Origin of the sequence: Tissierella creatinophila DSM 6911 (assembly GCF_001940565.1) — a bacterium.
In the GTDB taxonomy this organism is placed as follows: Bacteria; Bacillota; Clostridia; order Tissierellales; family Tissierellaceae; genus Tissierella_A; species Tissierella_A creatinophila.
Map to the genome: position 1 here is coordinate 1 of NZ_LTDM01000014.1, position 26,169 is coordinate 26,169.

At 30.0% G+C, this 26,169-nt stretch carries 36 protein-coding genes; 6 read left to right on the forward strand and 30 right to left on the reverse strand.

The features are described 5' to 3' along the window. Positions 1-49: 49 nt before the first annotated feature. The 18 genes from TICRE_RS05245 to TICRE_RS05305 all read right to left on the reverse strand — a co-directional run bounded on the left by TICRE_RS05245 (position 50) and on the right by TICRE_RS05305 (position 9,514). Positions 50-364 carry a VRR-NUC domain-containing protein gene (locus tag TICRE_RS05245; RefSeq protein ID WP_075725886.1) on the reverse strand — a complete coding sequence of 105 codons (315 nt, stop codon included), beginning with the start codon at positions 362-364 and terminating at the stop codon, positions 50-52. 1 nt (position 365) lies between these two features. Continuing rightward, positions 366-539, reverse strand: coding sequence for a hypothetical protein (locus tag TICRE_RS13180; RefSeq protein WP_158016436.1), 174 nt, complete (start codon positions 537-539; stop codon positions 366-368). A 292-nt stretch (positions 540-831) separates the two neighbouring features. Further along, positions 832-1,044, reverse strand: coding sequence for a hypothetical protein (locus TICRE_RS05250; protein WP_075725888.1), 213 nt, complete (start codon positions 1,042-1,044; stop codon positions 832-834). Positions 1,045-1,050: 6 nt separating this feature from the next. After that, positions 1,051-3,333: a phage/plasmid primase, P4 family gene (locus TICRE_RS05255; protein ID WP_198927492.1), complete on the reverse strand. Its 2,283-nt coding sequence runs from the start codon at positions 3,331-3,333 to the stop codon at positions 1,051-1,053. Positions 3,334-3,359: 26 nt separating this feature from the next. Further along, positions 3,360-3,842, reverse strand: a complete 483-nt coding sequence (locus TICRE_RS05260) for a DUF669 domain-containing protein (protein WP_075725890.1) — start codon at positions 3,840-3,842, stop codon at positions 3,360-3,362. A 21-nt stretch (positions 3,843-3,863) separates the two neighbouring features. Beyond that, complete coding sequence (locus tag TICRE_RS05265) at positions 3,864-4,484, reverse strand: hypothetical protein (protein ID WP_075725892.1); 621 nt, start codon at positions 4,482-4,484, stop codon at positions 3,864-3,866. Continuing rightward, positions 4,484-5,833: a DEAD/DEAH box helicase gene (locus TICRE_RS05270; protein WP_075725894.1), complete on the reverse strand. Its 1,350-nt coding sequence runs from the start codon at positions 5,831-5,833 to the stop codon at positions 4,484-4,486. The genes TICRE_RS05265 and TICRE_RS05270 overlap by 1 nt, the downstream gene beginning before the upstream one ends. Continuing rightward, entirely contained in the window at positions 5,790-6,497 is a 708-nt protein-coding gene (locus tag TICRE_RS05275; RefSeq protein WP_075725896.1) for an AAA family ATPase, read from the reverse strand. Before TICRE_RS05275 ends, TICRE_RS05270 begins: the two co-directional genes overlap by 44 nt. A gap of 3 nt (positions 6,498-6,500) precedes the next feature. Beyond that, positions 6,501-7,004, reverse strand: a complete 504-nt coding sequence (locus TICRE_RS05280; protein WP_075725898.1) for a host-nuclease inhibitor Gam family protein — start codon at positions 7,002-7,004, stop codon at positions 6,501-6,503. Positions 7,005-7,013: 9 nt separating this feature from the next. Beyond that, a complete protein-coding gene (locus TICRE_RS05285; RefSeq protein ID WP_075725900.1) occupies positions 7,014-7,385 on the reverse strand; it encodes a hypothetical protein in 372 nt (123 codons plus the stop codon). 46 nt (positions 7,386-7,431) lie between these two features. Beyond that, complete coding sequence (locus tag TICRE_RS13185; protein ID WP_158016438.1) at positions 7,432-7,593, reverse strand: hypothetical protein; 162 nt, start codon at positions 7,591-7,593, stop codon at positions 7,432-7,434. Between the two features lie 5 nt (positions 7,594-7,598). Continuing rightward, positions 7,599-7,934, reverse strand: a complete 336-nt coding sequence (locus tag TICRE_RS05290; RefSeq protein ID WP_075725902.1) for a hypothetical protein — start codon at positions 7,932-7,934, stop codon at positions 7,599-7,601. Next, positions 7,935-8,063 (reverse strand): hypothetical protein, encoded by a 129-nt coding sequence (locus tag TICRE_RS13740; protein WP_269843976.1) that lies wholly within the window; start codon positions 8,061-8,063, stop codon positions 7,935-7,937. Beyond that, a complete protein-coding gene (locus TICRE_RS13190) occupies positions 8,064-8,222 on the reverse strand; it encodes a hypothetical protein (RefSeq protein WP_158016440.1) in 159 nt (52 codons plus the stop codon). It abuts the gene before it with no gap. A gap of 19 nt (positions 8,223-8,241) precedes the next feature. Further along, positions 8,242-8,442 carry a hypothetical protein gene (locus TICRE_RS05295; RefSeq protein WP_075725904.1) on the reverse strand — a complete coding sequence of 67 codons (201 nt, stop codon included), beginning with the start codon at positions 8,440-8,442 and terminating at the stop codon, positions 8,242-8,244. Next, positions 8,435-8,599 carry a hypothetical protein gene (locus TICRE_RS13195; RefSeq protein ID WP_158016442.1) on the reverse strand — a complete coding sequence of 55 codons (165 nt, stop codon included), beginning with the start codon at positions 8,597-8,599 and terminating at the stop codon, positions 8,435-8,437. Before TICRE_RS13195 ends, TICRE_RS05295 begins: the two co-directional genes overlap by 8 nt. A gap of 12 nt (positions 8,600-8,611) precedes the next feature. Continuing rightward, on the reverse strand, positions 8,612-9,244 hold the full coding sequence (locus tag TICRE_RS05300) for a Rha family transcriptional regulator (RefSeq protein WP_084191863.1): 633 nt from the start codon (positions 9,242-9,244) through the stop codon (positions 8,612-8,614). Positions 9,245-9,319: 75 nt separating this feature from the next. Beyond that, complete coding sequence (locus TICRE_RS05305; RefSeq protein WP_075725908.1) at positions 9,320-9,514, reverse strand: helix-turn-helix domain-containing protein; 195 nt, start codon at positions 9,512-9,514, stop codon at positions 9,320-9,322. A gap of 71 nt (positions 9,515-9,585) precedes the next feature. Here TICRE_RS05305 and TICRE_RS05310 point away from each other — a divergent pair, with 71 nt between their 5' ends. Further along, positions 9,586-9,825 carry a DUF1883 domain-containing protein gene (locus TICRE_RS05310; protein ID WP_075725910.1) on the forward strand — a complete coding sequence of 80 codons (240 nt, stop codon included), beginning with the start codon at positions 9,586-9,588 and terminating at the stop codon, positions 9,823-9,825. Here the strand turns inward: TICRE_RS05310 and TICRE_RS05315 are convergent. Genes TICRE_RS05315 through TICRE_RS05325 form a run of 3 tightly spaced genes read right to left on the reverse strand, consistent with a single transcriptional unit; the run spans position 9,822 to position 10,575 of the window. Further along, positions 9,822-10,034: a hypothetical protein gene (locus tag TICRE_RS05315; protein WP_075725912.1), complete on the reverse strand. Its 213-nt coding sequence runs from the start codon at positions 10,032-10,034 to the stop codon at positions 9,822-9,824. The two genes, TICRE_RS05310 and TICRE_RS05315, sit on opposite strands and share 4 nt — an antisense overlap. Continuing rightward, the gene (locus TICRE_RS05320; RefSeq protein ID WP_075725914.1) at positions 10,021-10,311 is read right to left on the reverse strand and encodes a hypothetical protein; all 291 of its coding nucleotides are present in this window, start codon (positions 10,309-10,311) and stop codon (positions 10,021-10,023) included. Before TICRE_RS05320 ends, TICRE_RS05315 begins: the two co-directional genes overlap by 14 nt. Positions 10,312-10,350: 39 nt before the next feature. Beyond that, on the reverse strand, positions 10,351-10,575 hold the full coding sequence (locus tag TICRE_RS05325; RefSeq protein ID WP_075725915.1) for a helix-turn-helix transcriptional regulator: 225 nt from the start codon (positions 10,573-10,575) through the stop codon (positions 10,351-10,353). Between the two features lie 167 nt (positions 10,576-10,742). Here TICRE_RS05325 and TICRE_RS05330 point away from each other — a divergent pair, with 167 nt between their 5' ends. From TICRE_RS05330 to TICRE_RS05345, 4 genes are all read left to right on the forward strand, one after another. Further along, positions 10,743-11,063: a helix-turn-helix domain-containing protein gene (locus TICRE_RS05330; RefSeq protein ID WP_075725917.1), complete on the forward strand. Its 321-nt coding sequence runs from the start codon at positions 10,743-10,745 to the stop codon at positions 11,061-11,063. Positions 11,064-11,089: 26 nt separating this feature from the next. Continuing rightward, positions 11,090-11,545, forward strand: a complete 456-nt coding sequence (locus TICRE_RS05335) for an ImmA/IrrE family metallo-endopeptidase (RefSeq protein ID WP_075725919.1) — start codon at positions 11,090-11,092, stop codon at positions 11,543-11,545. 12 nt (positions 11,546-11,557) lie between these two features. After that, complete coding sequence (locus tag TICRE_RS05340; RefSeq protein WP_075725921.1) at positions 11,558-12,565, forward strand: virulence RhuM family protein; 1,008 nt, start codon at positions 11,558-11,560, stop codon at positions 12,563-12,565. A 118-nt stretch (positions 12,566-12,683) separates the two neighbouring features. Further along, on the forward strand, positions 12,684-14,189 hold the full coding sequence (locus TICRE_RS05345) for a recombinase family protein (RefSeq protein WP_075725923.1): 1,506 nt from the start codon (positions 12,684-12,686) through the stop codon (positions 14,187-14,189). Between the two features lie 226 nt (positions 14,190-14,415). Here TICRE_RS05345 and TICRE_RS05350 read toward each other — a convergent pair whose 3' ends face one another. Then, the gene (locus TICRE_RS05350; protein ID WP_075725925.1) at positions 14,416-14,982 is read right to left on the reverse strand and encodes a GNAT family N-acetyltransferase; all 567 of its coding nucleotides are present in this window, start codon (positions 14,980-14,982) and stop codon (positions 14,416-14,418) included. Positions 14,983-15,567: 585 nt separating this feature from the next. Beyond that, positions 15,568-15,756 carry a hypothetical protein gene (locus TICRE_RS05355; protein ID WP_075725928.1) on the reverse strand — a complete coding sequence of 63 codons (189 nt, stop codon included), beginning with the start codon at positions 15,754-15,756 and terminating at the stop codon, positions 15,568-15,570. 477 nt (positions 15,757-16,233) lie between these two features. On the opposite strand from TICRE_RS05355, the gene TICRE_RS05360 reads away from it, so the two are divergent. After that, on the forward strand, positions 16,234-16,431 hold the full coding sequence (locus tag TICRE_RS05360; protein WP_075725930.1) for a hypothetical protein: 198 nt from the start codon (positions 16,234-16,236) through the stop codon (positions 16,429-16,431). A 129-nt stretch (positions 16,432-16,560) separates the two neighbouring features. Here the strand turns inward: TICRE_RS05360 and TICRE_RS05365 are convergent, their stop codons facing one another. From TICRE_RS05365 to TICRE_RS05395, 7 genes are all read right to left on the reverse strand, one after another. Continuing rightward, complete coding sequence (locus tag TICRE_RS05365) at positions 16,561-17,982, reverse strand: aspartate ammonia-lyase (RefSeq protein ID WP_075725932.1); 1,422 nt, start codon at positions 17,980-17,982, stop codon at positions 16,561-16,563. A gap of 187 nt (positions 17,983-18,169) precedes the next feature. Beyond that, on the reverse strand, positions 18,170-19,504 hold the full coding sequence (locus TICRE_RS05370; protein WP_075725934.1) for a sugar ABC transporter substrate-binding protein: 1,335 nt from the start codon (positions 19,502-19,504) through the stop codon (positions 18,170-18,172). A 58-nt stretch (positions 19,505-19,562) separates the two neighbouring features. After that, positions 19,563-21,932: a glycogen/starch/alpha-glucan phosphorylase gene (locus TICRE_RS05375; RefSeq protein WP_075725936.1), complete on the reverse strand. Its 2,370-nt coding sequence runs from the start codon at positions 21,930-21,932 to the stop codon at positions 19,563-19,565. Between the two features lie 5 nt (positions 21,933-21,937). Then, complete coding sequence (gene malQ, locus TICRE_RS05380) at positions 21,938-23,416, reverse strand: 4-alpha-glucanotransferase (RefSeq protein WP_075725938.1); 1,479 nt, start codon at positions 23,414-23,416, stop codon at positions 21,938-21,940. Positions 23,417-23,453: 37 nt separating this feature from the next. Next, positions 23,454-24,023 carry a Fe-S-containing hydro-lyase gene (locus TICRE_RS05385; protein ID WP_075725940.1) on the reverse strand — a complete coding sequence of 190 codons (570 nt, stop codon included), beginning with the start codon at positions 24,021-24,023 and terminating at the stop codon, positions 23,454-23,456. Between the two features lie 14 nt (positions 24,024-24,037). Then, entirely contained in the window at positions 24,038-24,880 is an 843-nt protein-coding gene (locus TICRE_RS05390) for a fumarate hydratase (protein WP_075725942.1), read from the reverse strand. Between the two features lie 132 nt (positions 24,881-25,012). Beyond that, complete coding sequence (locus TICRE_RS05395; protein WP_075725944.1) at positions 25,013-26,008, reverse strand: lipoate--protein ligase; 996 nt, start codon at positions 26,006-26,008, stop codon at positions 25,013-25,015. Positions 26,009-26,169 lie beyond the last annotated feature (161 nt).

The following is a 26,169-nucleotide window of genomic DNA, read 5'->3' on the forward strand; positions in this document are numbered from 1 at the left end:
TGCAGTCTTAATCCATTCTTCCATATTGTTGTATCTTTCTATAGCTGCATTATATATTTGCTTTAACAATATCAATCGCTTCATCTCCCGACCTTGCAACTCCAACTATAGCACCTGCCTTTTTCATTTGACTTAGAAAATTATCCTGATATTTAGATGTTTTACCTTTTTCATTTTTAACTTCTATAAACACTGCTCGTCCATCTGATTTTCTAACTCCAAATAAATCTGAAAATCCTCGAGGAACACCTGTTGACACAAATCTACCATCTTGCGTGTTAAAACCACCTACATTTATTCTAAAAACTATCATATATGGGTTAAGTGCTAATCTTATTTCATTTTGTATATCTTTTTCTTTCATATTATACCTCCAACATCTTTTTTATAATTTTCATAGATGTATCTACAGTTATGTTATTTTGTTCTTCTATCTTTCTCAATATCTCTGATATAGCTGTCAATAGATCTATATTATCTCCGTCAATAACTATACGAAACTCTTCATCATTGCAACTAGCATTTATTATATTTTTCATTTTAACCCTCCTTATATTATTATTATTTATATTTATTTTTTTGAAGATAGTTAAATATAGTTTGAAGATAGTTAGTAATAAAAGAATGAGGCTATTAGTAGCTTGAAGATAGTTGAAGAGGGTTAGAGGGTAATTCCATAAAGTCCTATAGGGAATATTAATAATATAAAGTTATGGTAAATTGACTCTAACCCTCTTCACACTCTTTATATATAACACGAGAAAATGTGTATATTTAAACACTTGTAACACTTTTATTCATATACCAAACCCTCTTCAAACCCTCTTCTTTTTATTCAATATTAAGGAAATTAACACTCTCATCTAAAAAACCTATAACTCCATCTGTTGTAATATCCATAGGTTTGACTTCTCTTTCTCCATCCTCCCACTCAATAAGGGCAAAACAAATTATCTCTAAACTTGTAATTCCACCATTATTTTCTTGATAACAAGAATATATATCTTTATTATTAGGAATAATTTGTATTATTCTATATTTCATTATTTATTACCTCCCATAACTTACTTCGTATTCTTGAAATTCATCTATGATCCTAAGACCTTCATAAGTGTTTCTGCCTCTCTTCTGAGGACCTTTATTAAATCTAAGCCCAATCTCTTTCCCAAACTTAGTATTACTCATTTTATACTCATTATTTTCATCAGCCCATGCAGCATAAGCCTTATATAATTTACCTGCTTCAATTATCCCAGGCCCTTCAACTGTACAATCCTCTAAAAAGGCCGTTATAACATCCATCTCACTACGATACTCTTTTACTGCTTCTAATACTGCTGATGGCATTTCTAGTCCTTCTCTCTGCCATTTAATACACCCTTCCACCGTCCAGTTTAATATTCCTGTTAGCTCTTGTCTTAATTTATATTTTAGATTTTTATCTACTTTTTCATCTGGGATTTGTACAGTGAAAGGTATTAAATGCATTCTTCTCCAAATTCCTAAGTCTCTACCTCTAATAATGGGTTTATGATTAGTTGCCATCCATAGTTTAAACTCTGCTTCAAATTCAAACTCCTTACCATAAAGATGTCTAGCTGTTACTGTATCTCCGCCTGTTAATTGCTTTAGTAACCCTTCATTTATTCTTGCCCCTTCATTTGGCTCTACCGTTGTTACAAACCTTGCACCTTTAAGTCTAGCTATATCACTATTAGCTCCACCTTGCCTGGATTGAACCATAATAGTTTCAGGTTGAATATTAGTAGCATAATCTCCCATGATTTCACTTATAATATCCAAGAATGTAGATTTACCGTTTCTTCCATTCCCATAACAAAAGAATACACATTGTTCCTTGGTAGATCCCGACATAGAATAACCTACTGCTTTTTGGATATATTCTATTAATTCCATATCATTATCAAATATTTGTTTTAAAAACTCTTCCCACATTGGGGTATCTATTTTATCTGTATACTCAATAGAGGAAATCTTAGATAAATACTGTTCATAATTATGTTCTTCTAAATTTCCATCCCTAAGACTTACAACTCCATTGATAGTATTAAATATATCTTTCTTACTATCAAATTCAGAAGGAAGTATCGACAATCTATGTTCAGATTCTTTTAACATATTTGTTTTCCCCCTGCTATTTCTTGTATATTTAAGATGCTTTAAAAAAGCTTTTTCCTCTTCTTCATCTTTGCATAGTGCCATTTCTACCTTCATTTTTTTAATTACATCATCAACTAACCCTTTTACATCACCTTTGTTGTCAAATTCCCACTTTTTACCGTTATAGAAGTACCAACCGTTGTCAATGTAGGAGTATCTCGCTCTGTCTTTGTAATGTTCTATAAATCTATCTGCATTTCCTGTATCGTCAAAAGCATATTTCTTAACTTTATTGTTTAATATTACTACTCCATAATCCTCTACTCCCTGACCAGGTTTAAAAGTCTCCCTACAATCTGCTATGGCTTTTCTTAAAATACCCTCTCCATAGAAGGTTTGTCCTCTCTTACTATCCCATTTTGGCCTATATAGTCTAGATTTTCTAAATATAGAATCCATCTTATTGAAATCTCTATCAGTCCAGAAAGCTAACATATTAGCAAATGATAAATCTGCCTCAGATTGAGATGGATATAATCCCTCCCAAAATCCATTGTAGAGGGTAGAGAAAGCTTGTCCTTGTTTGCTTTTTATAGCTAATTCTAGTATTTTTTCTTCATCTAGATCAATTTCTACTTTGTCTTGATTGTGAATAATATTCTTATTAGGAGACCCAATATATTTGCTATGTAGATATTTAATACTTTCAGTACACTCTCTTATATCTACATACTCACTTGCAATATTGCCTGTCATAATGAAGTATCTACCAGACTGATACATTTCAAATGAGCCTTTTCTCCTACCACCAGGCGGTAGTTCCCCTTTACATATAAGGTGAATACCTCTTCCACTCTGACTATATTCTGCATAAGTTCCAAGTCCATGTATAAATTCCGATACTACATTATCTGAATCACCTAATTTATATTTTTCTATATCTTCATCAATATCATCTATATCTACTCCAAAGTAAGGGGGAGAGAAGAAGAACCCTAGTCCTTCTCCGTATCCTTTTTTTATTCCTTCGAGAGCCTTATCATGGCTACACCATGTATCAGGATTATTACTCATAGCATTTCCACCTGTTTTAGAGTTTATAGGAAGTTTTTTAGGTTTATCTGGTCTTGCTGGATCATCAACTAATTTATAGTTACACCAGTTATCTATTTTCTTTAGTTCTTCAGGTATATTATCATAAATGTTTCTCACCTCCAGTAAGTATTTAAATTACTTATTTAAAATGGTATATCATCATTACTTACTTGAGTAAATCCGTTTATAGGGTTGTCCTCTATTTTTTTAAATTGATGATTACATCCTTGGAACTTACTTTTTTCCCATCTCTTAACTCTTGCATTTATTTTTCCGTTATATTCTTCATGCTCTACCGTTACTCTTGCAGTTTTATTCTGAAATTCATTTAATAAATCTTCTAGAGTGTTAAACTTCTTCCCATTTGGCACTTGTAAAGCCTTAGCTACTGTATTTATCATTCCTGAATGATATTCTCCAGTTTCTTTACTTTGCCATATGCTACCAAATAAATATTGATTTTTATGTGCCTGATCTATATCATTTCTTATTATTAAGTGCATATTTATAAACATTGTTCCTGATTTGGCTGCATCCTCAAAAGCTTTAAATAATAACACCTCATATTCTCCCTCTGCTACTCTTCCACCAATTTCTTGTGCTTCATCATGATTAATTGTAAACATTTTATATTCCTCCTTAAATTTTTAAATGTTTTCTAAAATTTCCTCTATTGTTCTTCCTTTACCTAAATAATTTCTAAGAGTGTTATAATTTATATTTAATTCTTCGCTTAATTCTCTAGTATTAAGTTCTTTTCCTTCGTACATGTGAGTTATCGTATTTCTTCTGTTCAATGCTTGTTTTTCATTTGGTAACCACTTACAATTACCTGGTTCATAATTTCCATTTGGATTTATTCTATCTATTGTTAAACCTTCTTTATATCCTTCGGATATAGCCCAATTATAAAAAACCATAAAATCACCTAACCAATTTTTATCAATCTTTATTCCTCTACCACCATAGTTTGGATAGTCTTTACAAGTTTCTCTATAACATCTACCTTTCATAGATTGCCAGACATCGTATATTTTAGTATTTGACATACCATGTTTATATGATCTTTCTTTTATCTTTCTATCTCTCTCACATCCACAACTAACTATTTTTCCTAACCTTAAATCACTACTTCTAATTTCTTTTACAGTTCCACAGTCGCACTCACATATCCACTTTTTACTTTTATTTGTGGCGACTTTCACACTTGGTTCTATAGCTTTCAATTTTCCAAATCTTTGGTTTTTTATATCTATCATTTTCCTCATTACATCCACCCCCTTGACTTCATTTGGAAGTAAATCCAACCACTTTTATAATTCCTGTTTTTAGCAAATTGTTTTAATTCTTCTACATTTGTACAATCTTCAGGTTTCCTGTAATCTAATACTATTTTTTTTGCTTCTTCCTCTTTTTTATCTTTTATTTCCCTCAATTCAATTCCTTTAATATTTTCTATCTCTTGATGTTGAAGTTCGTTTTCAAATCCACAATATGGGCAAATTCTACTACTTTTAAAAACGTTATAACAATTTATACATTGCCTTAGTATCAATTCTCCATTTTCTTGATAACTAGGTTGTCCTTCTAATTTATTATTTAAAGACCATTCTCTTTCATCATCTGGAAGCCCATGTCTTTCATAGTTATTTACATGGTCTAATATTATAGCTACCTTGCCTTCTCTAAATCTCAATGCCCTATTTGACTGTTGAATGTATAGAGCTGTCGACATAGTAGGTCTTAATAAAATACAACAGTCAACATCTGGACAATCAAACCCAACACTTATTAGGTCTACATTGCATAATATTTGTATCTTTTTATTTCTAAAATCTTTTATTATTTTAGTTCTTTGTTTTTTAGGTGTATCTCCATCAAAATGAACTGCATTTATTCCTTCTGTTTTAAATTCTTCTGCCATTTCCTTACTATGCTTTATAGAACTGCAATAACATATTGTTTGTTTTCCATCTGCTAAGTTCTTATAATGCTTAACCACATCTCCAAAAACTGCTCTGGTAGACAATAATTCGCTAGCTTGTTCTTTGTCAAAATCCCCTCTTTTTTTAGTTAAAGAAGATAAGTCTGTAACTGTAGGAGCATAATATTTATATGGTGATAAATAGCCATTCTTTATTAATGTTTTGGCACTATCTCCCACTATTAAAGAGTCATAAATCTTATCTAGTGGTTTTCCATCCAATCTACTAGGGGTAGCAGTTAAACCAGCTATTTTAGCATCTGGGAACTTATCTATAATCCTTTGCCATGTTTTAGCTGCTGAAAAATGGCACTCATCAAATATTATGAAATCGGGCTTAGGATATTTATCTAAATTCCTTGAATAAGAACCGACCATACCTATATGAATTGTTTTTCTTTCAATACCAAACCTATTAAATGTTTCTATAGTTTGGTCTAATAACTCTCTCCTGTGGACAAGAAACCATACTGTGTTACCTTTGTCTTGTGATTGTTTAGCCATGTAAGAGAATAAAACCGTTTTACCACCACCACAACCTAAGACTATACAAGGATTTTTATATCCATCAATAAAAGCTTGTCTTACTTTATTTATTAGCTTCTCCTGGTAATTCCTCAATCTTAGTTCCATCTATTATCAGCTCACTTTGTAGACAATGGAGTCTATCATCTAATTGATTCTTTGCGAAATAACTGTTTGTAGGTGCTAATATAAACCCTCTCTCTCCATCCTTATTAATCGCTAACTTTCCTACTACATCACATAGTCCAGAAATATTATTTAATATTTTTCCATTTAATTGAGGATAAGATCTATTAAATTGTTGTCCATCTGCTGTAGTATATAAATCCGTTGTTTCCCAAGCCGTCATAATAATATTACTTCCTAGATTTTTCATATATCTAAGACTATTAACTAATCTAAATTGCATTTGTTGATAATTTCCTTGACTTGGTACTCCCAAATTTTTCCCTTTACTTCCTAAATCTGATAATAAACATCTTTCAAGTTCAGATATGTTGTCTACACAAATATTGTCATACTTACCTTTATAATTTTCTTCTAAGTCTAATATTGTTTCCTCCCAATGTTCCCAAGTTTTTATATTATCTATTTCAGCTATATCTATGTTTTTGGTTTCTCTAAGAACTTTGCTTGTCCTGTCTACATCTAATACTAAAGTTTTACCTGGTAAGAATTTAAATGATGAAGTTTTCCCCATTCCAGGAGGTCCATATATTAGATAAGTTCCTTTAGTTTCTTTAATATCTGTTGCTTTTTTTATATTTAACATTCTCTATACCTCCTTAAATTCCAATACTGGTGGTCTTTCAATTAGCTCAATACCTTCTATTATTTCTCCATCTTCTGTTACTACTTGTCCGTTTATAGTTTGAGTTATTTTCTTTAATTCTCCCCACATTGGAGTTTCTTTAACTTCTACATAATCGTTCATTTTATTTTCTTTAATCCAGGATAATAATTTTTCATTATCTCTTTTTATTTCAGGAGATGGATATTTCTTAACTATTTCTCCACTTGGTAATCTATATTTTTCTTGTGTTTTAGTTTTCTTCTTTAACTCTTCTGGTATAGTTTCAAAGTATTCTAGTAAATAACTATCCCTTCTTTCTTTTATAGAGTCCTCTTCATCATTCAATTTATTTAATTTAATTCTTAAAGTTTCTATTTTTTCTTCTAAAGAATACTTAAATCTTTCAATTTCTAATAGATCATCATTAGTTTGTTCTATAATCCATTCTGCTTCATTATCGTTTTTTATTTTCCAAGTTTCACTCATAATTCCCTCCTATAAAAATGTACTTTCTAACTGGCTACCTTCCCATAAAGGTCTGCCATTTTCTCTTGAATATCTTTCTACGTGCTCATCATCAAACTCTATTAAATAAGGGGACCTATGGTCTGCATCAACATCTATAATTGTTCCGACTGCATTTTCGTATATTTCAAAATCATATATTGGATTATCTGTATAGTTTTTAAATACTTTGACTTTGTCATATAGTTTAAATTCTTTTGGATTTAAATATTCATCTATAGCTAAATCTAAATCTTTGTTTCTTCTATCTAATTTTTCTTTTATGTCCTCGTAATCTCTTAATTGTCTTTCTAAATCGTAAATATCATCTAAAATAAATTTCATTTTATCTCTAGCTTCCATGTATATTTTTCTCCTTTCATGATATACTTACAGTAATAGTAATTTTCTAAGAGCCTATTTCCTTGGTCGGGGTAGGTTCTTTTTCATTTCTTTTAATATTTCTTAGTACTATTTCTAATTCTCTTTGGGCTATGGCTGAAATATTATCTTTAAATCTAAATTTCCTAATAGTCCTTTTAACTGCAATTATTACTTGTTTGTCCTGCAACTTTCTCACCTCTTTATTTCAATTTCAAAATCTTTATAATCAAACTTATAACCTTTAAGTCTTGATACTTGATAAGCCCATCCCCTAGTTTTCCCTAGAAAAAGACTAAGTTTTGTCATGCTGCTAAATTCTAGTACTTCGCCTGTAGTTTTGTTGAGCAAAATACAATCAACCCTATTGCCTTTATCCTTTGTTTCTAAATCTGGATATCCTTTCAAACCCTCCTCATATTGCTCTTTGGTCTTATAAAAACTACATTCATAACAATCTTTTTCCATTAGAATCTTACATTCTTCTCCATATTCTGCGAAACATGGTTTTTCATCATATATAGCCAACATTTAATCAATCTCCTTATCTTTAAAAGTCTCTTTTGCAATTCTTATAGCTTCCATATAGGTTAGTCCTGGATGCTCTCTTAATAATCTAGTTGCTTCTTTAATTATTAAATCTAGTTTTCTATCTTCCACTTATATCACCCCCAAATTTACTAAAGTAAAAGTAATAGCTACAAAGAAAATATAAATAAATTTATCATCCTCTTTTGTACTTTGTTTTCTAGCACAGATATTTAATTGCCTTATCGTTGCAAATACTAAAATTATCATCGCCGGTATTTTAAAAAACATTTTCATCTACTCCTTTTTCTTATCCCCAAGTTCCATTGGTATAATAATTCAACCACTTACCATTTCGGAATGTAACTTCTATACAATTTTTTCTTTCTTTAACCTTTATAGCAGTCCAATCTTCTTTATCTTCAACTCCTGCTTGATGTTTTTGATAAACATATCCAAACAATCTTTTAGCGGGATTGGATAGATTTTTAAATCCTTTTATTTCATACATTTACTTTCCCTCCTTTTCTACTCTCAATAAATGCCTCTGCTAAAACCTTACAAAGTTCTTCCCAAGGATCATGGTTTAAATCTACTTCTTTAATTCCTTCTCTTATAGTTTTATTACTACATCTATCTACTGTTATTGTTTTCAAAGTAGATTTCATTTGCTTGTCCTCCTATTCTTCTATAAAACTTAGTTGTCTTTTAGTTCTAAAATTCTTTACAGCTTTTATACTTTCATCTATAAGGTGCATATTTTTTATTAGCTTTTCATAGGGTATATCTTGCCAAGCTTCTGCATTTAACAAAAGTAATACTCTTTGTTTTACTAAGTTTACTTCCCCTATCTCTTGCAATTCTCCTAGAGCTTCCTTGATATAGCTATTTATACTTATTTTATTTGCGTGAGTAGGTCTGTAGTTTTCTTCGTACTTTGATAATCGGTTATCTATTTCAGGAAAAAATCTTGTTTCTAAATGAGCCATTACATTATTAACTATTGCAGTTTCTGATATGTGATAGATTTCTTTTAAAGCTTTTTCCATTTTGTTGAAAGCTTCAATATATTTAAGTTTCCACTTTAAAGCCTTTTGTCCTGTAAAACCCATAGCTAATAAAGTGAATCCATCTCTTGTTAAAAGATATTTTTTGTATATTTGTTTGTTTTGTTCATTCTGATATTCATTCTCCATTAACAAGTGGTTGTAGGTGTCGCCACTTTTGGCTATACCCTCTATCAAATTCTCTATATCTCTAACCACCTTTGTATGTTCCTTCTCAAAATTATTTGCTACCTCTCTACTACTTATCTACTACTTACTATTAAATTACCTTCTTTATTTTCAATGTTTATTAAATTTGTCATATACTTGTCCTCCTTTTATTTAACCGATTAATTCATCAATGCTAATGTTAAATGCTCTTGCTAGCTTGATTACTGTACTAATATGAGGATCTTTTATATCGTCTCTTTCTATTTGTGCTATAGCGCTGAAAGTTAATCCAGATATAACTGCCAATTCTCTTAATGTTAGTTTTTGTTCTTTTCTTAGTTTTTTAACATTTTTGGATATTTCCATTTATTTACATCCCCTTATATGGTATAATGTGTATGTCGGTACACAACATATAGTTGTAAGGAGGTGAATATATGTCTAGAGTCCCTTATGCTGATAGTAATGGCCAACTTTCTGTAGAAGTTAGTTTAAAAAACGCTGCAAATGTATTTTTAGTTGATTCTTCTAATTTCAGAAAATATCAAAACAGACAGCAATACTCTTATCATGGCGGATACTATACGAGAACACCTGTAACAATCAGAGTTTATGGTGCAGGCCGTTGGTATCTTATAGTTGAAGGTGCAGGACAATATCAGTACAGGTTTTATTAATCTTGGTTGGAAGGTTTGGTAATATCTGAATCTTCCTTTTCAAGAACTGCATTTGATTCTAAATAATTAATCGCTTTAGCAGTTACTTGTCTAAGGTTTAAAATTGTCATATCGTTTTTTCTAACTTGATCTATTAGCATATTGATTAACTCTATTTCAGTTTTTTCTTTCATAACTTTTTCCGTTTGTAATTCTTTATCTAATCCCATTTGTTTTCTCTCCTTGTAAAAGTTGTATGTTTGTTAACTCTTTGAAGTCTAATATTCCTAATTCTTTTAATTCTTTTTCGTTCCTCCTGGATCCTTTTCCTAATAGACAAAAACTGTTGTCGTTGTTTTTTATATATTGTCTTATAAGATAAGTTCCTTTCAGGTATGCCACCTCCCATATTTTGTTAATGTTGTACTTATCAATGAAAAATCTTCTCTCTATATCTTTTCTGGGTTTTCTTTTAGTCTTTAGCAATATTTGTTGTTTTGTTAGCATTAGGTTTGTCCTCCTTTTATTTGCTCATTCTTGTAATAATTACTTGCTATTTTTATTATTTTTGCTAAGTGTGAATCTAGTAGGTAAAAAAATATCTTCTAAATTAACTTCAAATATATCTGCTATCTTTTTTGCTATTAAATAGGGTATATCTCTATCTGAAGTTTCATACTGATGATAAGTTGTTAGTCCTATGTTAAGCATATCAGCCATTTGCTGTTGAGTTTTATTATTTTTTAATCTTATCTCCTTTAAATCAAACATTTATTTTCCCCCTCTCTTTCTTTCTCATTTTGTGAACTTCTTAATACTATTGTACATTCTCATATAGCAAATGTCAAGACTTTTATTCTCTTTTTGTGAAATTATGTTTTCATTCAGTAAAATAAAGGGTATTATATTCTCACATAGAGAAATAAAGGAGCGAGGGTATGAACATATTAGGTAAAAGAATAAAACAACTAAGAGAAGAAAACCACTTAAATCAGATAGAACTAGCTAAAACTCTTAATATCAGCAATACAACATTATCACAATATGAAACTGGACAAAGAGTTCCTAGTGATGATGTAAAAATAAAAATTTGTAAAATATTTAATGTTACTCTGGATTACTTATTAGGTGTTTCTGAAACTAGAAACTATGAAACAGAAACTATAGCAGCACATCATGATGGCGAAGAATTTACAAATGAGGAACTTGAAGAAATTGAAGCTTTTAAAGAGTTTGTGAAGTCTAGAAGAAACAAATAAAAGCATTAAAATCGAGAGGTGATTATATGTACGAAGAACTTGTGAAAGAAGCAGAAAAAGAAAATATAGAAGTAGTAGAGATAGCATTTAGATCTAAGAAAATAAAAGGACTATACAGTGATGGAGTCATAGCAACTAATAAGAATATGAGTGATAAGGACAAGCTTGTAACACTTGCAGAAGAAATAGGACACTATTATACTAGCTATGGAGATATATTAGATCAAACAGATATAGTTAATCGAAAACAAGAGAGACAAGCTCGTATATGGGCCTATAAAAAGCTTATAGGTATAACGAATTTAATAAATGCTTATGAAGCTGGAGTTCAAAATAGATATGAGCTATCAGAGTACTTAGGAATAACGGAAGAATTTATAGAAGAAGCTTTAGATTATTATAAGCAGTTATATGGCTTATATGTAACGTTAGATAATTATGTAGTATATTTTGAACCACTAGGAATTATGAAAATTTTATAAGGAGGAACTAATATGTCTGGAGAAAATGAAATTTTAATATACCAAACTGATGGAGGAGATGTAAAAGTAGATGTAATGTTTCAAGAAGAAACATTTTGGATGCCACAAAAAGCAATAGCTGAATTATTTGATGTAGATATTTCTACTATTAACGAACATTTAAAAAACATTTATAGTTCTAATGAATTAGATAAAAATTCAACTATTAGGAAATTCCCAATAGTTCAAACTGAAGGAAACAGAAGGGTTACAAGAAATATTAACTTCTATAATTTAGATGCAATTATAGCAGTGGGATATAGAGTTAATTCTTATAAAGCAACTCAATTTAGGAAATGGGCTACTAAAACATTAAAAGAATACATAACTAAAGGATTTGTACTAAATGAAAAAATGCTAAAAAATACTAAGCCATTTGGTAAAGATTATTTTGATGAATTACTGGAAAAAGTCAGAGAAATAAGAGCTAGTGAAAGAAGATTCTATCAAAAAATTACTGATATATATTCCCAGTTTAGCTATGACTATGATAAAGATGCACCTACAACTAGAGCATTTTTTAAAGAGGTTCAAAATAAATTACTCTTTGCGGTAACTGATAAAACAGCACCTGAAATTATCTACGAAAGAGCTGACAGTAAAAAAGAAAATATGGGACTAACAACTTGGAAAAATTCCCCAGAAGGTAAAATCTTAAAATCAGATACAACTGTATCTAAAAACTATCTATATGAAAAAGAAATAAGAGAACTAAATAGAATCGTTAATATGTATTTGGACTATGCAGAAAACCAAGCAGAAAGGCACCAACTAATGTCAATGGAAGATTGGAAAAATAAATTAGATGCATTTTTAGAATTTAATGAGTATGATATCCTCAAAAACTTGGGTAATATATCAAGAAAGGTCGCCGATGCTACCGCCCATACAGAGTATAACAAGTTTAGGATTATTCAAGATAAAATGTATGAATCAGACTTTGATAAATTAACAAAAGAAATAAAGAAACTAGATAAATAAAAAATCCCCTACAGTGCTATAAACACCGTAGAGGACAAACTCAAGATTAATGGTATAACCTCAAGTCTAAGCAACTTAATTATATCATTAATCCCCCAGATAATAAAGGAGTGATTTTATGATTAAAGCAGCTTCATATGCTAGATACTCATCAGATAATCAAAGAGAAGAATCAATTGAAGCACAGCTCTCGGATAATAGAAAGTATGCAAATAAGAACGATATGTTAGTGGTAGCTGAATATGTAGATAGAGCTTTAAGTGGAAGATCTGATAACAGAGAAGCTTTTCAGAATATGATAAATGATGCTAAGAATAATAATTTCAATATTATAATAGTCCATAAAGTAGATAGATTTGCAAGAAACAGATATGATTCTGCAGTATATAAGTCTGTATTGAAAAAACATGAAGTAAGAGTAGTTTATGCTATGCAAAATATAGAAGACTCTCCAGAAGGTGCATTAATGGAAGGTATACTCGAATCCTTTGCAGAATATTATTCATTAAACTTAGCTGCTGAAGTAATGAAAGGTATGAAACAAAATGCAAAAAAAGCTAAGTTTAACGGAGGCACTCCTCCTCTTGGTTTTGATATAGATGAGGATAAAAGTTATGTAATCAATAGTAAAGAAGCTTATATCGTAAATACAATTTTTAAACTCTATTTAGAAGGTAATGGCTATAAAGGTATAGCAAATCAATTAAATGATAAAGGATATAGAAATAAAAAAGGAAAAGAATTTGTTTTTACATCTATTCCTAGTATCCTTCAAAATGAAAAATATGCAGGTGTTTATACATTTAATAAAACAGCTCGTAAATATAAGAATGGAAGAAGAAATTTAAAAGAATATAAAGCCACAAAAGACATTATAAGGGTAGAAAATGCACTACCTAACCTAATACCTATGGAGGTGTTTAATATGACTCAGGAAGAGATTAAGAGAAGGTCTAAGAGCAGAGGAAAGTCTAAATCAAATAGAGACTATTTTTTATCAGGTCTTATAAAATGTGAAGAATGTAGAAGAAATTTAAGCGGATATTCTCAGAAAAGAAGTAAAGAAAGTACAAACTTCTATTACTATTACAGGTGTCCTAAGTGTAACTTATCAATCAGAGCTGAAGATATAGAGAGTAAAACTATTGAAGAGCTAGATAAACTTTTATTTTCTAACCTAGATAAATTACTAGAAACTATGCACAAATATATTGCTGAAAATGAAGAAAAAGCTCCAGAAGAAATTAATTATCTAGAAAGTGAGTTAATTAACACTAATAAGGAAGTAGAAAATATAATTAATATGATTACTAAAGGAATTGCTTCTTTAGAATTAGGAAAGAAACTTGAAGACCTTGAAACTTATAAAGAAGGAATTGAAACAAGACTAAAAGAAGTCCAAGTAAAGTCCAGCATTCCGGAAGAAGAAATTAAAGAATGGATTTTATCATTAAAAGAAGATATAGAAAATAAAGTAAACTTAAAAAGGATAATGAAATCTTTCATTAAAGAGATAAGAGTTAATAAAAAGGAATATGAAATTGATTTTTTTATCGAAGCACCATCTACTGGTGCGAGTGGATTTAGTGACAGACCACCGGCACCATTCCTAAAAGCTCTTTAGTTTATACTATGGAGCTTTTTTATTGCATACATTTCTTCATCACTTTTTTCGCTCACAGTCAGATTGTCAATAAAGCTGTTGGTTTCACTCAATACCAAGGCGCATGGAAATTAAACGTTTTGTTGCCATAGAAATCACCTCCTTTATAGGATGAAAAAAGAGCTACCACTTAGGTAACCCTTATTAATAAATTATCTGTAATTAACCGATTAAATTGAAATTTATCCTATTCTAGGATATTTCTTAACCAAGTATTTCTAGTGATTGCATAGTGAGCAACATCATGAAAAACACATTTAACCTTAACCTCCCGCTTTCCAATTCCTTCAAACTCCATACCACATTTTTTCATGACCTCCCCCGAACCTTCGTTACCGATATAATGTGTAGATTCGATACGATTTAATTCAAGTTTGTCAAAACATAAGCTCAGTACGGCAGATAAAGCTTCTGTAGTATAGCCCTTGCACCAGTATTGACGATTCAACACATATCCCACACTGGCTTTTTCATGTTCTGGTTCTAACCTTAAATCTATGCATCCTATACATTTTTTATTTTCCCTTAATTCAATTGCATAAATGCCGGGTTGTGACCAATAAAAATCAATAATTGCTGATTTTGCATCATCTAAGCTTCTTAGTCCATCCCACATCAAATATTTAAGGGTTTCTTCATCACTACCATACTCAAAAACATCTTTGTAATCCTCTTTTTTAAATCGCCTAAGCAATATGCTTTTTGCCTCAAGAGTTTCATTGTCATATAATAATTCTCTATAGTTATTTTTCATATTATATACGCCCCCTCAAAATTCCTATTTATCTATTACATTAAATTATAATCCTTGGCTCATAAAATATCAACAAATGAAAAATGGCAGGTGTATCAGCAAAATCAATTGTCAAAATAAACAGCTATGTCGCTCTTGCTTTTCGCTAACACTAGTTCTTCGTATCAGTTAAGAAATCGATAGCCAAACCTATACCTAAGTTAGCATAAGTAGTTGTTTTACCTAAACCACCTTTTTGGGTAAGCGTACAATAAAAGATGTATTGATGACTATGGGAAGATACTGTAGTATCTTCCCATAGAGTATTTTATTCTGTTTTACATGTTTTTTAAATATAATTTATTTTTTATTTTTTGTGTTATTGAAAATTTTTTTAATTAAAAAGACAAAAAATAATATTGTCAATAGAGACGTTATTTGTGCTAATATTCTCATTTACAAGGACTCCTTTATTTTTAATCTATCTTTCTATTCCAACTGCACTAGTTGAATCTATCCACATTACCAGATTCATTAATTCTGACCAGGCTATTCCACCCATCATTTTATGCTTACAAAATTCAATTATAAATCCTTAATTCTTTTTTATTTATTTTCAATCTTTTTGTCTAATTTATCTAATAAATAAAACTCTAAGGAACATAATATCATTACAGTACCAGCAAGTAATGGTTTCATTGAAAAGTGATTAATGTCAGCTACATATATAGACAGAATAACTATAACAGGACTTATAATTGCTAAAAATTTAATTTTATTTATTATTTTTTTCATAGATTTACCTCCCACTACTCAAATAGGTAGTTGTTTTTTCAGTTGTAGTTACTTGGGATTAACAGAAGTTTCATTATATACCAATGGATAAGAATAAACAATAAGAAACAAAAAAATAATGCAATTAATTTAAAGTCTAAAAATAATTAGTCATCACAAAATAAATTTCATGTAGTCCTTGAAACTGATACCCTTAAAATATTTATTGATCCCTAGAATTCTCCTTTTTCATTACTTCTATTATTTTCCACAACTTGACATCAACCGATAAATATGCTAGTATAATAAATTAAATTTCACTATACATATATAGGGTATAAATTTTATAATACTTTTAAAAATACATCTTATAATTGGAGCATAAATCTAATATTTAGTTTTCACATATTTTAAGCTTTAATCACCTAACTCAAATATATAAAAATTTATTTTAAAGGTCAGAAATTGCACAAGCAAATAAAGAAAGGGGGATATGCCATGAGAAGTGGGAAATTTAGGATATGGCTTTTAAATTTTTCTATATTAGGGTTAATGTATACTCTATATTATTTTGCCATGAGAAATACTGCTGGTGTATTAAATACTTTTGATAAATTGATTTGTTTACTTATTGGAACTATTTTTATTATTATTATAATTTATAATATAATAATATTTATAAAAGACAAGCAGTAGATAATAAATTATCTACGGCTTGTCTTTTATTGAATTTCTTGCAGTGCTATAAGCAATTCTACTTAACATTTCTCTAAATTGTTCAAGTGTTACCACATCAAGATAATATTTAAATCGTTCTCGATAATACTATTCATTTAAAAGATGTTTAGCTGCAATACCAGGTTTTGTCATTGCAAACTCATCTAATATCTCATTTAATTCTTTTTCAGTTAATAGTCCTTCTTTTATTACGAGATTTCTTACTGATTCTCCTGTCATTATTGCTTTATCAGCTATTTTAGCAGACGCTTTATAACCTACATGTGGTACTATTGCTGTTATTATTCCTACGCTATTATGAACTAATTGTTTAGCTCTTTCTCTATTTGCAGTTATTCCATCTATACAGTTTTCTCTAAAAGTTTTTACTCCATTTGTAAGAGTTACTATTGATTCAAATAGATTGTAGAATATAACTGGTTCAAATGCATTTAGTTCTAGTTGTCCACCTTCTGCTGCCATTGTAATTGTCATATCATTACCTATTACATTAAAAGCAACCTGACTCATTACTTCAGGTATTACAGGATTTATCTTTCCTGGCATTATAGACGAACCATTTTGTTTAGCAGGAAGATTTATTTCAGCAAAACCTGTCCTAGGACCAGAAGACATAAGTCTTAAATCATTTGAGATCTTTGAAAGATTTACTGATAATGTTTTAAGTGAAGATGAAGCATGTACAAATCCATCTAAGTTTTGTGTTGCATCTATTAAATCTTCTGCTTGTTTTAACTCTATTCCAGAAACTTTACTAATCATTGGTACTATATCTTTAAAATAAGTAGTATCTACGTTTATGCCAGTTCCTATGGCAGATGCACCCATATTTACAATTCTAAGTGCTTCAAAAGCTACCTTAATTCTTTCTATATCTCTTTTGATTACAGAAGCATATGCGTGAAATTCTTGTCCAAGTCTAATGGGTACAGCGTCTTGCATTTGAGTTCTACCCATTTTTATAACACTATCAAATTCGTGTGATTTTTTCATCAAAGATTCATATAGTTTTTCTAATTCTTCTAGAGTTTTGGGTATAAGTTTTAAGGTGGCAAGTTTTCCAGATGTGGGAAATACATCATTTGTAGATTGACCCATGTTTACATGGTCATTTGGATGAACTCTATCGTATACACCAAGTTCTCCACCTAAGATTTCATTTGCTCTATTTGCTATTATTTCATTAGCATTCATATTTGCTGATGTACCTGCTCCACCTTGTATAGGGTCGCATATAAACTCATCATGAAGTTCCCCTTCTATTATCTCATCAGATGCTTTTATTATAGCTTCAGCTACTTCATCTGTAAGTAGTCCTGCTTTATTGTTTGCCATTGCAGCAGCTTTTTTTATCTCTGCAAGAGCTATGATTTGTTCTTTATACATTCCTTTTCCAGTAATATAAAAGTTTTCAGCAGCTCTTAAACTTTGAAGACCGTAATATGCTTCCTTAGGAACATTTTTTTCTCCTACTGAATCACTTTCAATTCTGAAATCATTTGAACCCATCTAAAATTTCCCCCTCAAATTTAATAGTAATTAGTCTTTAGTACTTTATTTCCTTCCTTATAGTATATCTTTAAATTTATTATGTCAATAAGATGTTTATACTATTAAACTTTATTCAAATTAATTTACTTCTACAGATGTAAATTAATTAGGGAGAAAGATTTAACTTTCTCCCTAATTAATTTTCTTATAAGTTATCCATCATAGTTTGGAATGAAACTTGTAATTCTTTATAAGCATCTTCAACTGTAGCTGGATTTATAGAGTTCCAAGAAAGAACTGCATTTTCCCAAGTAGTCGATACTTTACCCCATTCTGTAAACAATGGACTATATGGTGCTTTTTCATATGAATCATAAACAGTTTTTATTACTTTTTTATCCATTTCTGTTAAATCTGAATCCATATATTTATCTGCTTTAACATTGTCTAAAATTTTACCAGTTGCCTTAAAGAAATCAACTGCATATTCTGGATTTACTATTTCTTGTATCATAGCTTCTGCTAATTGTTTCTTTTGTGCATCGTCTTCTATTCTTGAATTTATAGCAAGACCCCATGAGCCTTTCCATTGAGATATAGGATTTCCCATAACTACAACTTGTTGTAGAGGTAATACATCTAAATCTTCTCCGTCTCCTGTAAGTTTAGATAAGTTTCCTGTAGACCATGGTCCTTCAAGTCTTATAGAGGTTTTACTACCTGTTTCAAATGAAGAGTCTATATATCCCCACGCAGCATCTTTGTCAAATAATGGAGTGCCTTGTTCTTTATGTGCTTTCCAATAGTTAAATAAAGCTTTAAATACTTCTTGCTGAGTTGCATTTAGTTCGGAGAAGTCTTTTGTCATATCAGAATAAAACTTCCCTTCTTCATCTTTTTCCAATAGCTTAATATTTGCTGCATTCATAAATGAAACACCAAGCCCCGCATCGAAAAACGGAACTAAAAGATCTTCATTATTTAATTCAGTAAATTCTATTTCTTTTCCTAAGTCTATACCATTAGCTTTCGCATTTTTAGTGTTTACAAAGTTTACTAGTGTTTCAACATTCATAGGAAAAGCTAGATATTCATCATCTATTTTAAATCTGCCACCTATATTGTTATCATAGTCATCAAATCCGCCAAGATTTTTAGCCATAGTTTTAGCATCTAAAGATCCTAGTGCTTCATTTTTGCTCATACCATATATTCTATCTGCTGGTATTGCAAATAAGTCTGCCACATCTTTGTTTGTTACATCAGTTGAATCTAAAACATCTAGGTGATCAAATGATCCTGTTTCAATAAACTCAATCTTTGAATCTGGATATTCAACTTTTACTCTTTCTGCCGCTGCTTCATAGTAATCTCTCCAGTCCTTTTCTACTTGAACTGAAATAGTTGCTTTTACTTTATCTAAATCTCCACTCTGTGATTTACCATCTCCTGCTCCATCATCTGTTTCCTTTGGTGCACAAGCTACAAGAGTTGTAACCATTAATGCGAGTCCAAGTAATAAACTGAGTTTCTTTTTCATTTAATCCCCTTCTTTGTTTTATTTGATATTATTTATTTTAAGGAATATACTTAAATGCTTATTTATGCTTTTTTATATGCCATATTTCATTTGCATAGTCTTCTACAGTTCTATCACTGCTAAATTTACCTGCATTTACTAAATTCATCCAGCACATTTTAGCCCATGAGAGTTTATCTTTATAAGCTGTATTTGCTTTAATTTGTGCATCTCTATAGCTTTCAAAGTCTTTTAATATAAAGTATGCATCTGGCTTTGAATTATGTGAGCCATGGATTATTGAATCATAAAGTTCTCTATAAAAACCTGTTCCAGCATCGTTAAAGGTTCCATCTATAAGGGTATCCATGACCCTTTTTAAGCCTTCTACATTTTCATAGTAGTAGATAGGGTCATAACTATCCTCAATTTCTTTTATATCCTCTACCCTTAAACCAAATATAAAGTTGTTTTCCTCTCCTGCTTCTTCTACTATTTCTACATTGGCACCATCATATGTTCCAATAGTTAGAGCACCATTTAACATAAACTTCATGTTTCCAGTGCCTGATGCTTCTTTGCCTGCTGTAGAAATTTGCTCTGATAAATCTGCTGCTGGAAAAAGTTTTTCTCCATAAGTTACTCTGTAATTTGTAGCAAATACAACTTTTAATTTATCTCTTACATCCGGGTCTTCATCTATAAGATTTTTGATATCATTTATAAACTTAATAATAGCTTTTGCTCTAAAATATCCAGGTGCTGCTTTCCCTCCAAATATAAATGTCTGAGGTACTCTATCTAAATTTGGATTTTCTTTTATTCTAAAGTATAAATCAAGTATATGAAGGGCATTTAAAAATTGCCTTTTATATTCATGGAATCTCTTTATCTGTATGTCAAATAGAGAATTAGGATCTATCTCTATCCCTTCATGTTTCTTTATATATTCAGCTAACTGTTTCTTTTTTGTATTTTTTATATCTAAAAATCTATTAAGTACATATTCATCATCTTTGTATTTTTCTAAAACTTTTATCTGTTTTAAATCAGTTATCCACCCATCACTTCCTAAGAGTTCAGTTATAAGATCTGAAAGTTCAGGATTTGAAAGAAGAAGCCATCTTCTTTGCGTTATGCCATTTGTCTTATTGTTAAACTTTTCTGGATAAATTCGGTACCAATTATTAAGTTGAGTATCTTTTAATATTTCTGTGTGCAGTCTTGCTACTCCATTTACAGAATGACTACCATAAATTGATAAATAAGCCATTCTAATATTATTGTGAGAACTTATTATTTCATATTGATATATATTCTTAGAAGATATACCTTTATGAATAAGTTGTTCTTTTAATTTAATATTTATCTTTTCTATTATTTTATATATATTAGGAAGTAGTTCTTTATATAATTCTATTGGCCACTCTTCTAAAGCTTCGGCTAATATAGTATGATTTGTATAAGAAAAAGTTTCTGTTACTATCTGCCAAGCTTTATCCCATTCTATAGTTTCTTGTATAGTTAATATTCTCATAAGTTCTGGTATTGCAACTGCTGGATGTGTATCATTAAGTTGAATACTGTGGAATTTACTAAAATCATTTATAGTTGTATGACTCTTTTTATATTTTCTAACTAAATCCTGTAATGATGCCGATACAAAGAAGTATTGTTGTCTAAGTCTTAGCTTTTTACCTTCTCTGTCCATATCATTTGGATATAAAACTTTTGAAATGTTTTCTGCATCATTTTTCTGCTTTACTGAGGCATCATATTCATAATTATTAAACTTCTCAAAATCTAAAGAGACAAGTGACTCTGACTTCCATAGTCTTAAAGTGTTTATAGTGTTACCACCATATCCTATTATTGGCGTATCAAAAGGTATGGCAAGTACGTTTTGATCAGAATAACTTACTATAACAGCTTCATCTCTATTTTCTATAGACCAAGGGTCTCCATGTTCTAACCAATTGTCTGCAGTTTCTATTTGAAAACCATCTTCTATTGCTTGTTTAAAGAGTCCATATTGATATCTAATACCATATCCATAGAGGGGATAGTCTAAAGTAGCTGCTGAGTCTAAAAAACAAGCTGCAAGTCTTCCAAGTCCACCATTTCCAAGTGCAGCATCTTCCTCAGCTTCTTCTATATTATTGAAATTCATACCAAGTTCATCTAAGAGATTTAAGATATCACTTTTAAATGAAAGGTTTATTATATTGTTACTTAAGGCTCTTCCCATTAAAAATTCCGCACTAAAATAATATGCTTTTCTTTCTCCTTTAAATTTGTTATTAGACTTATTCCAACGTGGAACTACCTCTGCCATTAAACTTTTTGAAAGAACAAAATACTTTTCATGTACATTACACTCATTCAAGTTTTTTGCAAAATGAACTAAAGCTTCTATTTCCATTATTTTCTTTATATTTTCTATATCCATTATAATTACCTCCAATAGATTTCAGTTAAGTCCCTGATTTTTTTCGATAAGCTTTCTGTTAAGTCTTCTTTCTTTAGTCTCCAAGTCCAATTTTCTCCTATTGTAGATGGCAAATTCATTCTAGAGGTTTCACCAAGTGCTAAAAAATCCTGCATAGGGGCAATAGCAAGGTTTGCACATGAACTCCAAATTCCTCTTATCATTCCCCAGTTTAAACCTTCATCATGGTTTAGTTTTAAATATTCTATAGCATAGTTTAATTCATCTTTAGATACATTTTCAAACCAACTCATAATAGGAAGATTGTCATGTGTTCCGGTATAAACTACCATATTTTTATTATATAGATGTGGCATGTGTTCACTTTCATTTGTTTTATCAAATGCAAATTGAATTACTTTCATACTTGGAAATCCTGTATTTTTTACAAGTTCTCTTACAGCATCTGAGATAACTCCTAAATCTTCTACAATTATATCTAGCTCTCCAAGTTCTTCTTTTATCTTATTAAATAATTTTATTCCTGGTCCTTTTGACCATCTACCTCTTGTTGCATCTTCATCTCCATATTGAACTTCCCAAAATGATTCAAATCCTATAAAATGATCTATTCTTAAAGTGTCAAATAGCTTAAAACTATATTCTATTCTCTTAATCCACCATTTATAGTCTTCTTTCTCCATAACATCCCATTTATAAATTGGATTACCCCAAAGCTGACCTTTCGCCGAAAAGGCATCAGGAGGACACCCTGATACTGTTATAGGTCTAAAACTATCATCTAAATTAAATAGTTTAGGATTACTCCAAACATCTGCACTGTCTATTGCTATATATATAGGCAGATCTCCTATTATACTTATTCCTTTATTGTTTGCATATTCTTTTAATCTTTTCCATTGTTTTGAAAATAAATATTGAGTAAATACCCAAAAGAAAATTTCTTCATTATTTTCTCTTTCAAATTGTAAAACATCTGGTGAATTATATTCTTGATATTTTTTATCCCATTCTAGCCAAGACTTATTATTATGCTTACCCTTAATCGTCATAAATAATGCAAAATCCCTAATCCAATCATAATTTTCTTCATAGAAATATTTTAAGTCATTATATATTGTATGTTTAGCTTCTTTATATGATTTTTTTAATATATACATTTTATTTCTATAAAGAAGTCCATAATCTACTTTTATAGGGTTATTTCCAAAAAAAAGTGTATCTAATTCATTTTCTTTTATATATCCGCTATTTATAAGTTCATTTATATCTATAAAATAAGGGTTCCCTGCAAAAGCCGAAAAAGATTGATATGGAGAATCTCCAAATGATGTAATCCCAAGAGGTAAGATTTGCCAGTTTTTTTGTTTAGCATCCCATAAAAAATCAACAAATTTATAAGCTTCTTCACCAAAATCACCAATTCCAAATTTTCCAGGTAAAGAAGATATATGTAATAGTATTCCACTAGATCTATCTTTCATATTCATAACCCCCACTATATTTTAAAAGTTTATGCAATTACTTGCATTGTCTCTTTGCCCATTCTAAGTATTCTTTCCTACCTTTCATGTAAAGATCGTCCCCCTTAGAATCATTTATAACTGTAACTGGAAAATCTACTACATATAATTTTCTTATAGCTTCCGCTCCTAAATCTTCATAAGCTATAATTTCAGCAGATTTTATAGATTTTTTAATTAAAGCTGCGGCTCCTCCTATTGCGGCAAAATAGATAGCACCATTTTCTACAATTTTATCTTTTACCTCTTGACTCCTTTTACCTTTGCCAATCATACCTTTAAGTCCTGCTTTTAAAAGTTGTGGAGTGTACATATCCATTCTATAGCTTGTAGTAGGTCCTGCAGAACCTATCGGATCCTTCCCTCTTGCAGGAGATGGTCCTACATAATATATAATAGCTCCTTTAATATTAAATGGTAACTCTTTTCCTTCTTCTAGTAATCTAACAAGTCTAGCATGAGCTGCATCTCTGGCAGTATATATATATCCACTGATATATACATCATCACCAACTTTTAAATCTTTTAAGTCTTCTGAGTTTATCGGTGTGTTGAGCGTTTTTTTCATCTTTTTCTATCCTCCTAAAGAATAACTTGCTTATGTCTAGTTGCATGGCAACTTATATTTACTGCTACTGGAAGACCTGCTATATGAGTTGGGAAAGTTTCTATATTTACCTTTAAGGCAGTAGTTTTACCTCCAAACCCCTGAGGTCCTATTCCTAAGTCATTTATTTCTTTGAGTAATTGTTTTTCTAGATTCTCATAAAAAGAATCAGATGAGTACTGATCTACATTTCTCATTAAAGATTTTTTAGCTAATAGTGCTGCCTTTTCAAAAGTTCCACCTATACCTACTCCTACAATTATAGGTGGACAAGGATTTGGTCCTGCAAGGCTTACTGTTTCAAGTACAAAGTCCTTTACTCCATCTATACCCTCAGTTGGTTTTAACATTTTTATTCTAGACATATTCTCTGAACCAAATCCTTTTGGCGAAATTATAATACTCATTTTATCTCCTGGGACTATATTATAATGGATCACAGCTGGAGTATTATCTTTTGTATTTACTCTATCTAATGGATCTTTTACTATTGATTTTCTTAAATACCCTTCTTCATAGCCTTGTCTTACTCCTTCATTTACGGCATCTTCTATAGAGCCATTTATTACGTGAATATCTTGACCTATCTCTACAAATGCTACAACCATACCTGTATCTTGACACATAGGAACTTCCGTGTCTTTAGCGATTTTAGCATTTTCTATAATCTTACCTAAAGTGTTAGATGCAAGTTCCCATTTTTCATCTTTCTTAGACCTTTTTAATGATTCTAATACATCTTCTGGTAAAAAGAAGTTTGCTTCCATTACTAGTCTTTTTACTTCTTTTGTTATTAAATCTGCATGAATTTCTCTCATTTCAACCATCCTTTATATTTAAATACCTAAATTATTAAATATACCGCCTTTTGAGGCGGTATATTTAATTTTAAGATTTCTATTTTCTTTTATTTGCTAATGATTTATCTATAATTGCAATTTTGCCTAATTTTATATTCCAAATATCAATTCTTTGAATTCATCTTTTTCTATATCACCAAAATATTGTTTTAATTCTTTTTCATCTAATAAAGATAATATACTTTCTTCATTGTAGCTTTTACCAGTTAGAGTTTCTTCTAATTTTTCTACATTTGCAGAGCCAAAGAAATCTCCATAGAATTTACAATTATCTATTATTCCATTCTTTATATGAAGTCTTACTTCTATACCACCAAATGGAAACTTTTTATAGTTTTTATAGTTAAATTGTGGAGAATATCCGTAATTCCATTCCCATGTAGCATATTTTTCATTGAATAGTTTATCTATTTCTGCATTTTCTTTTTCACTTAATTCATATTTTACTGGCTCTTCTCCTTCAAACTCAAATATATATTTAAGAAGTACTTCTCTAAAGCTCTCCATAGTAGTATCTTTACTTAAAAATGGTTTTATATTTGTTACCCTGCTCCTAACAGATTTTATACCTTTTGAAACTATTTTATCTTGATTTACATTTAAAGCTTTAGATAATACATCAAGTTCTGTATCAAATAAAAGTGTTCCATGATTTAATGCTCTATTTCTCCATATAGACTGAGCTATTCCAGAAAACTTTTTTCCATCTATTGTCATATCATTTCTACCTGATAATTCGCATTTTATATTTAGTCTCTCTAAAGCATTTAATATAGGGATGTTATATCTTTTAAAATCTATCTTCTTATTTTCCCCAGTATTTTTTATAATTGAGAAGTTTAGATTTCCAAGATCATGATATACTGCTCCACCTCCTGTAATCCTTCTAACTACTTTTATATTGTTTTCTTTTACATATTCTATGTTTACCTCTTCTAGAGTATTTTGGTTTTTCCCTACTATTATAGCTGGTTCATTTATCCAAAGTATAACATAATCTTCATCTTCTGGTAAATATTTAAAACAATATTCTTCAAATGCTAAATTATAGCTTGGATCATTAGAAAAATTTTCTATATATTTCATTATTTTCCCCCTAAAATTTATGTTTTTTCTTTTATTATAGTATATAAAAAATAACTTTACACTAAGTAAATATACCCTTTTAAGTATTAACTATTCAAGACCACATTATAATAAAAAAGATATCTATGGATTAAATCTCTTTTTTAAAGATTTATCTATAG

What these genes read in the sequence shown, in the direction of transcription:
- TICRE_RS05245 (WP_075725886.1), bottom strand. Translation starts at nt 364, where the DNA reads ATGAAAGAAAAAGATATACAAAATGAAATAAGATTAGCACTTAACCCA.
- TICRE_RS13180 (WP_158016436.1), bottom strand. Translation starts at nt 539, where the DNA reads ATGAAAAATATAATAAATGCTAGTTGCAATGATGAAGAGTTTCGTATA.
- TICRE_RS05250 (WP_075725888.1), bottom strand. Translation starts at nt 1,044, where the DNA reads ATGAAATATAGAATAATACAAATTATTCCTAATAATAAAGATATATAT.
- TICRE_RS05260 (WP_075725890.1), bottom strand. Translation starts at nt 3,842, where the DNA reads ATGTTTACAATTAATCATGATGAAGCACAAGAAATTGGTGGAAGAGTA.
- TICRE_RS05265 (WP_075725892.1), bottom strand. Translation starts at nt 4,484, where the DNA reads ATGAGGAAAATGATAGATATAAAAAACCAAAGATTTGGAAAATTGAAA.
- TICRE_RS05270 (WP_075725894.1), bottom strand. Translation starts at nt 5,833, where the DNA reads ATGGAACTAAGATTGAGGAATTACCAGGAGAAGCTAATAAATAAAGTA.
- TICRE_RS05275 (WP_075725896.1), bottom strand. Translation starts at nt 6,497, where the DNA reads ATGTTAAATATAAAAAAAGCAACAGATATTAAAGAAACTAAAGGAACT.
- TICRE_RS05280 (WP_075725898.1), bottom strand. Translation starts at nt 7,004, where the DNA reads ATGAGTGAAACTTGGAAAATAAAAAACGATAATGAAGCAGAATGGATT.
- TICRE_RS05285 (WP_075725900.1), bottom strand. Translation starts at nt 7,385, where the DNA reads ATGGAAGCTAGAGATAAAATGAAATTTATTTTAGATGATATTTACGAT.
- TICRE_RS05290 (WP_075725902.1), bottom strand. Translation starts at nt 7,934, where the DNA reads ATGTTGGCTATATATGATGAAAAACCATGTTTCGCAGAATATGGAGAA.
- TICRE_RS13190 (WP_158016440.1), bottom strand. Translation starts at nt 8,222, where the DNA reads ATGTTTTTTAAAATACCGGCGATGATAATTTTAGTATTTGCAACGATA.
- TICRE_RS05295 (WP_075725904.1), bottom strand. Translation starts at nt 8,442, where the DNA reads ATGTATGAAATAAAAGGATTTAAAAATCTATCCAATCCCGCTAAAAGA.
- TICRE_RS13195 (WP_158016442.1), bottom strand. Translation starts at nt 8,599, where the DNA reads ATGAAATCTACTTTGAAAACAATAACAGTAGATAGATGTAGTAATAAA.
- TICRE_RS05305 (WP_075725908.1), bottom strand. Translation starts at nt 9,514, where the DNA reads ATGGAAATATCCAAAAATGTTAAAAAACTAAGAAAAGAACAAAAACTA.
- TICRE_RS05310 (WP_075725910.1), top strand. Translation starts at nt 9,586, where the DNA reads ATGTCTAGAGTCCCTTATGCTGATAGTAATGGCCAACTTTCTGTAGAA.
- TICRE_RS05315 (WP_075725912.1), bottom strand. Translation starts at nt 10,034, where the DNA reads ATGGGATTAGATAAAGAATTACAAACGGAAAAAGTTATGAAAGAAAAA.
- TICRE_RS05320 (WP_075725914.1), bottom strand. Translation starts at nt 10,311, where the DNA reads ATGCTAACAAAACAACAAATATTGCTAAAGACTAAAAGAAAACCCAGA.
- TICRE_RS05325 (WP_075725915.1), bottom strand. Translation starts at nt 10,575, where the DNA reads ATGTTTGATTTAAAGGAGATAAGATTAAAAAATAATAAAACTCAACAG.
- TICRE_RS05330 (WP_075725917.1), top strand. Translation starts at nt 10,743, where the DNA reads ATGAACATATTAGGTAAAAGAATAAAACAACTAAGAGAAGAAAACCAC.
- TICRE_RS05335 (WP_075725919.1), top strand. Translation starts at nt 11,090, where the DNA reads ATGTACGAAGAACTTGTGAAAGAAGCAGAAAAAGAAAATATAGAAGTA.
- TICRE_RS05340 (WP_075725921.1), top strand. Translation starts at nt 11,558, where the DNA reads ATGTCTGGAGAAAATGAAATTTTAATATACCAAACTGATGGAGGAGAT.
- TICRE_RS05345 (WP_075725923.1), top strand. Translation starts at nt 12,684, where the DNA reads ATGATTAAAGCAGCTTCATATGCTAGATACTCATCAGATAATCAAAGA.
- TICRE_RS05350 (WP_075725925.1), bottom strand. Translation starts at nt 14,982, where the DNA reads ATGAAAAATAACTATAGAGAATTATTATATGACAATGAAACTCTTGAG.
- TICRE_RS05355 (WP_075725928.1), bottom strand. Translation starts at nt 15,756, where the DNA reads ATGAAAAAAATAATAAATAAAATTAAATTTTTAGCAATTATAAGTCCT.
- TICRE_RS05360 (WP_075725930.1), top strand. Translation starts at nt 16,234, where the DNA reads ATGAGAAGTGGGAAATTTAGGATATGGCTTTTAAATTTTTCTATATTA.
- TICRE_RS05365 (WP_075725932.1), bottom strand. Translation starts at nt 17,982, where the DNA reads ATGGGTTCAAATGATTTCAGAATTGAAAGTGATTCAGTAGGAGAAAAA.
- TICRE_RS05370 (WP_075725934.1), bottom strand. Translation starts at nt 19,504, where the DNA reads ATGAAAAAGAAACTCAGTTTATTACTTGGACTCGCATTAATGGTTACA.
- TICRE_RS05375 (WP_075725936.1), bottom strand. Translation starts at nt 21,932, where the DNA reads ATGGATATAGAAAATATAAAGAAAATAATGGAAATAGAAGCTTTAGTT.
- malQ (WP_075725938.1), bottom strand. Translation starts at nt 23,416, where the DNA reads ATGAAAGATAGATCTAGTGGAATACTATTACATATATCTTCTTTACCT.
- TICRE_RS05385 (WP_075725940.1), bottom strand. Translation starts at nt 24,023, where the DNA reads ATGAAAAAAACGCTCAACACACCGATAAACTCAGAAGACTTAAAAGAT.
- TICRE_RS05390 (WP_075725942.1), bottom strand. Translation starts at nt 24,880, where the DNA reads ATGAGAGAAATTCATGCAGATTTAATAACAAAAGAAGTAAAAAGACTA.
- TICRE_RS05395 (WP_075725944.1), bottom strand. Translation starts at nt 26,008, where the DNA reads ATGAAATATATAGAAAATTTTTCTAATGATCCAAGCTATAATTTAGCA.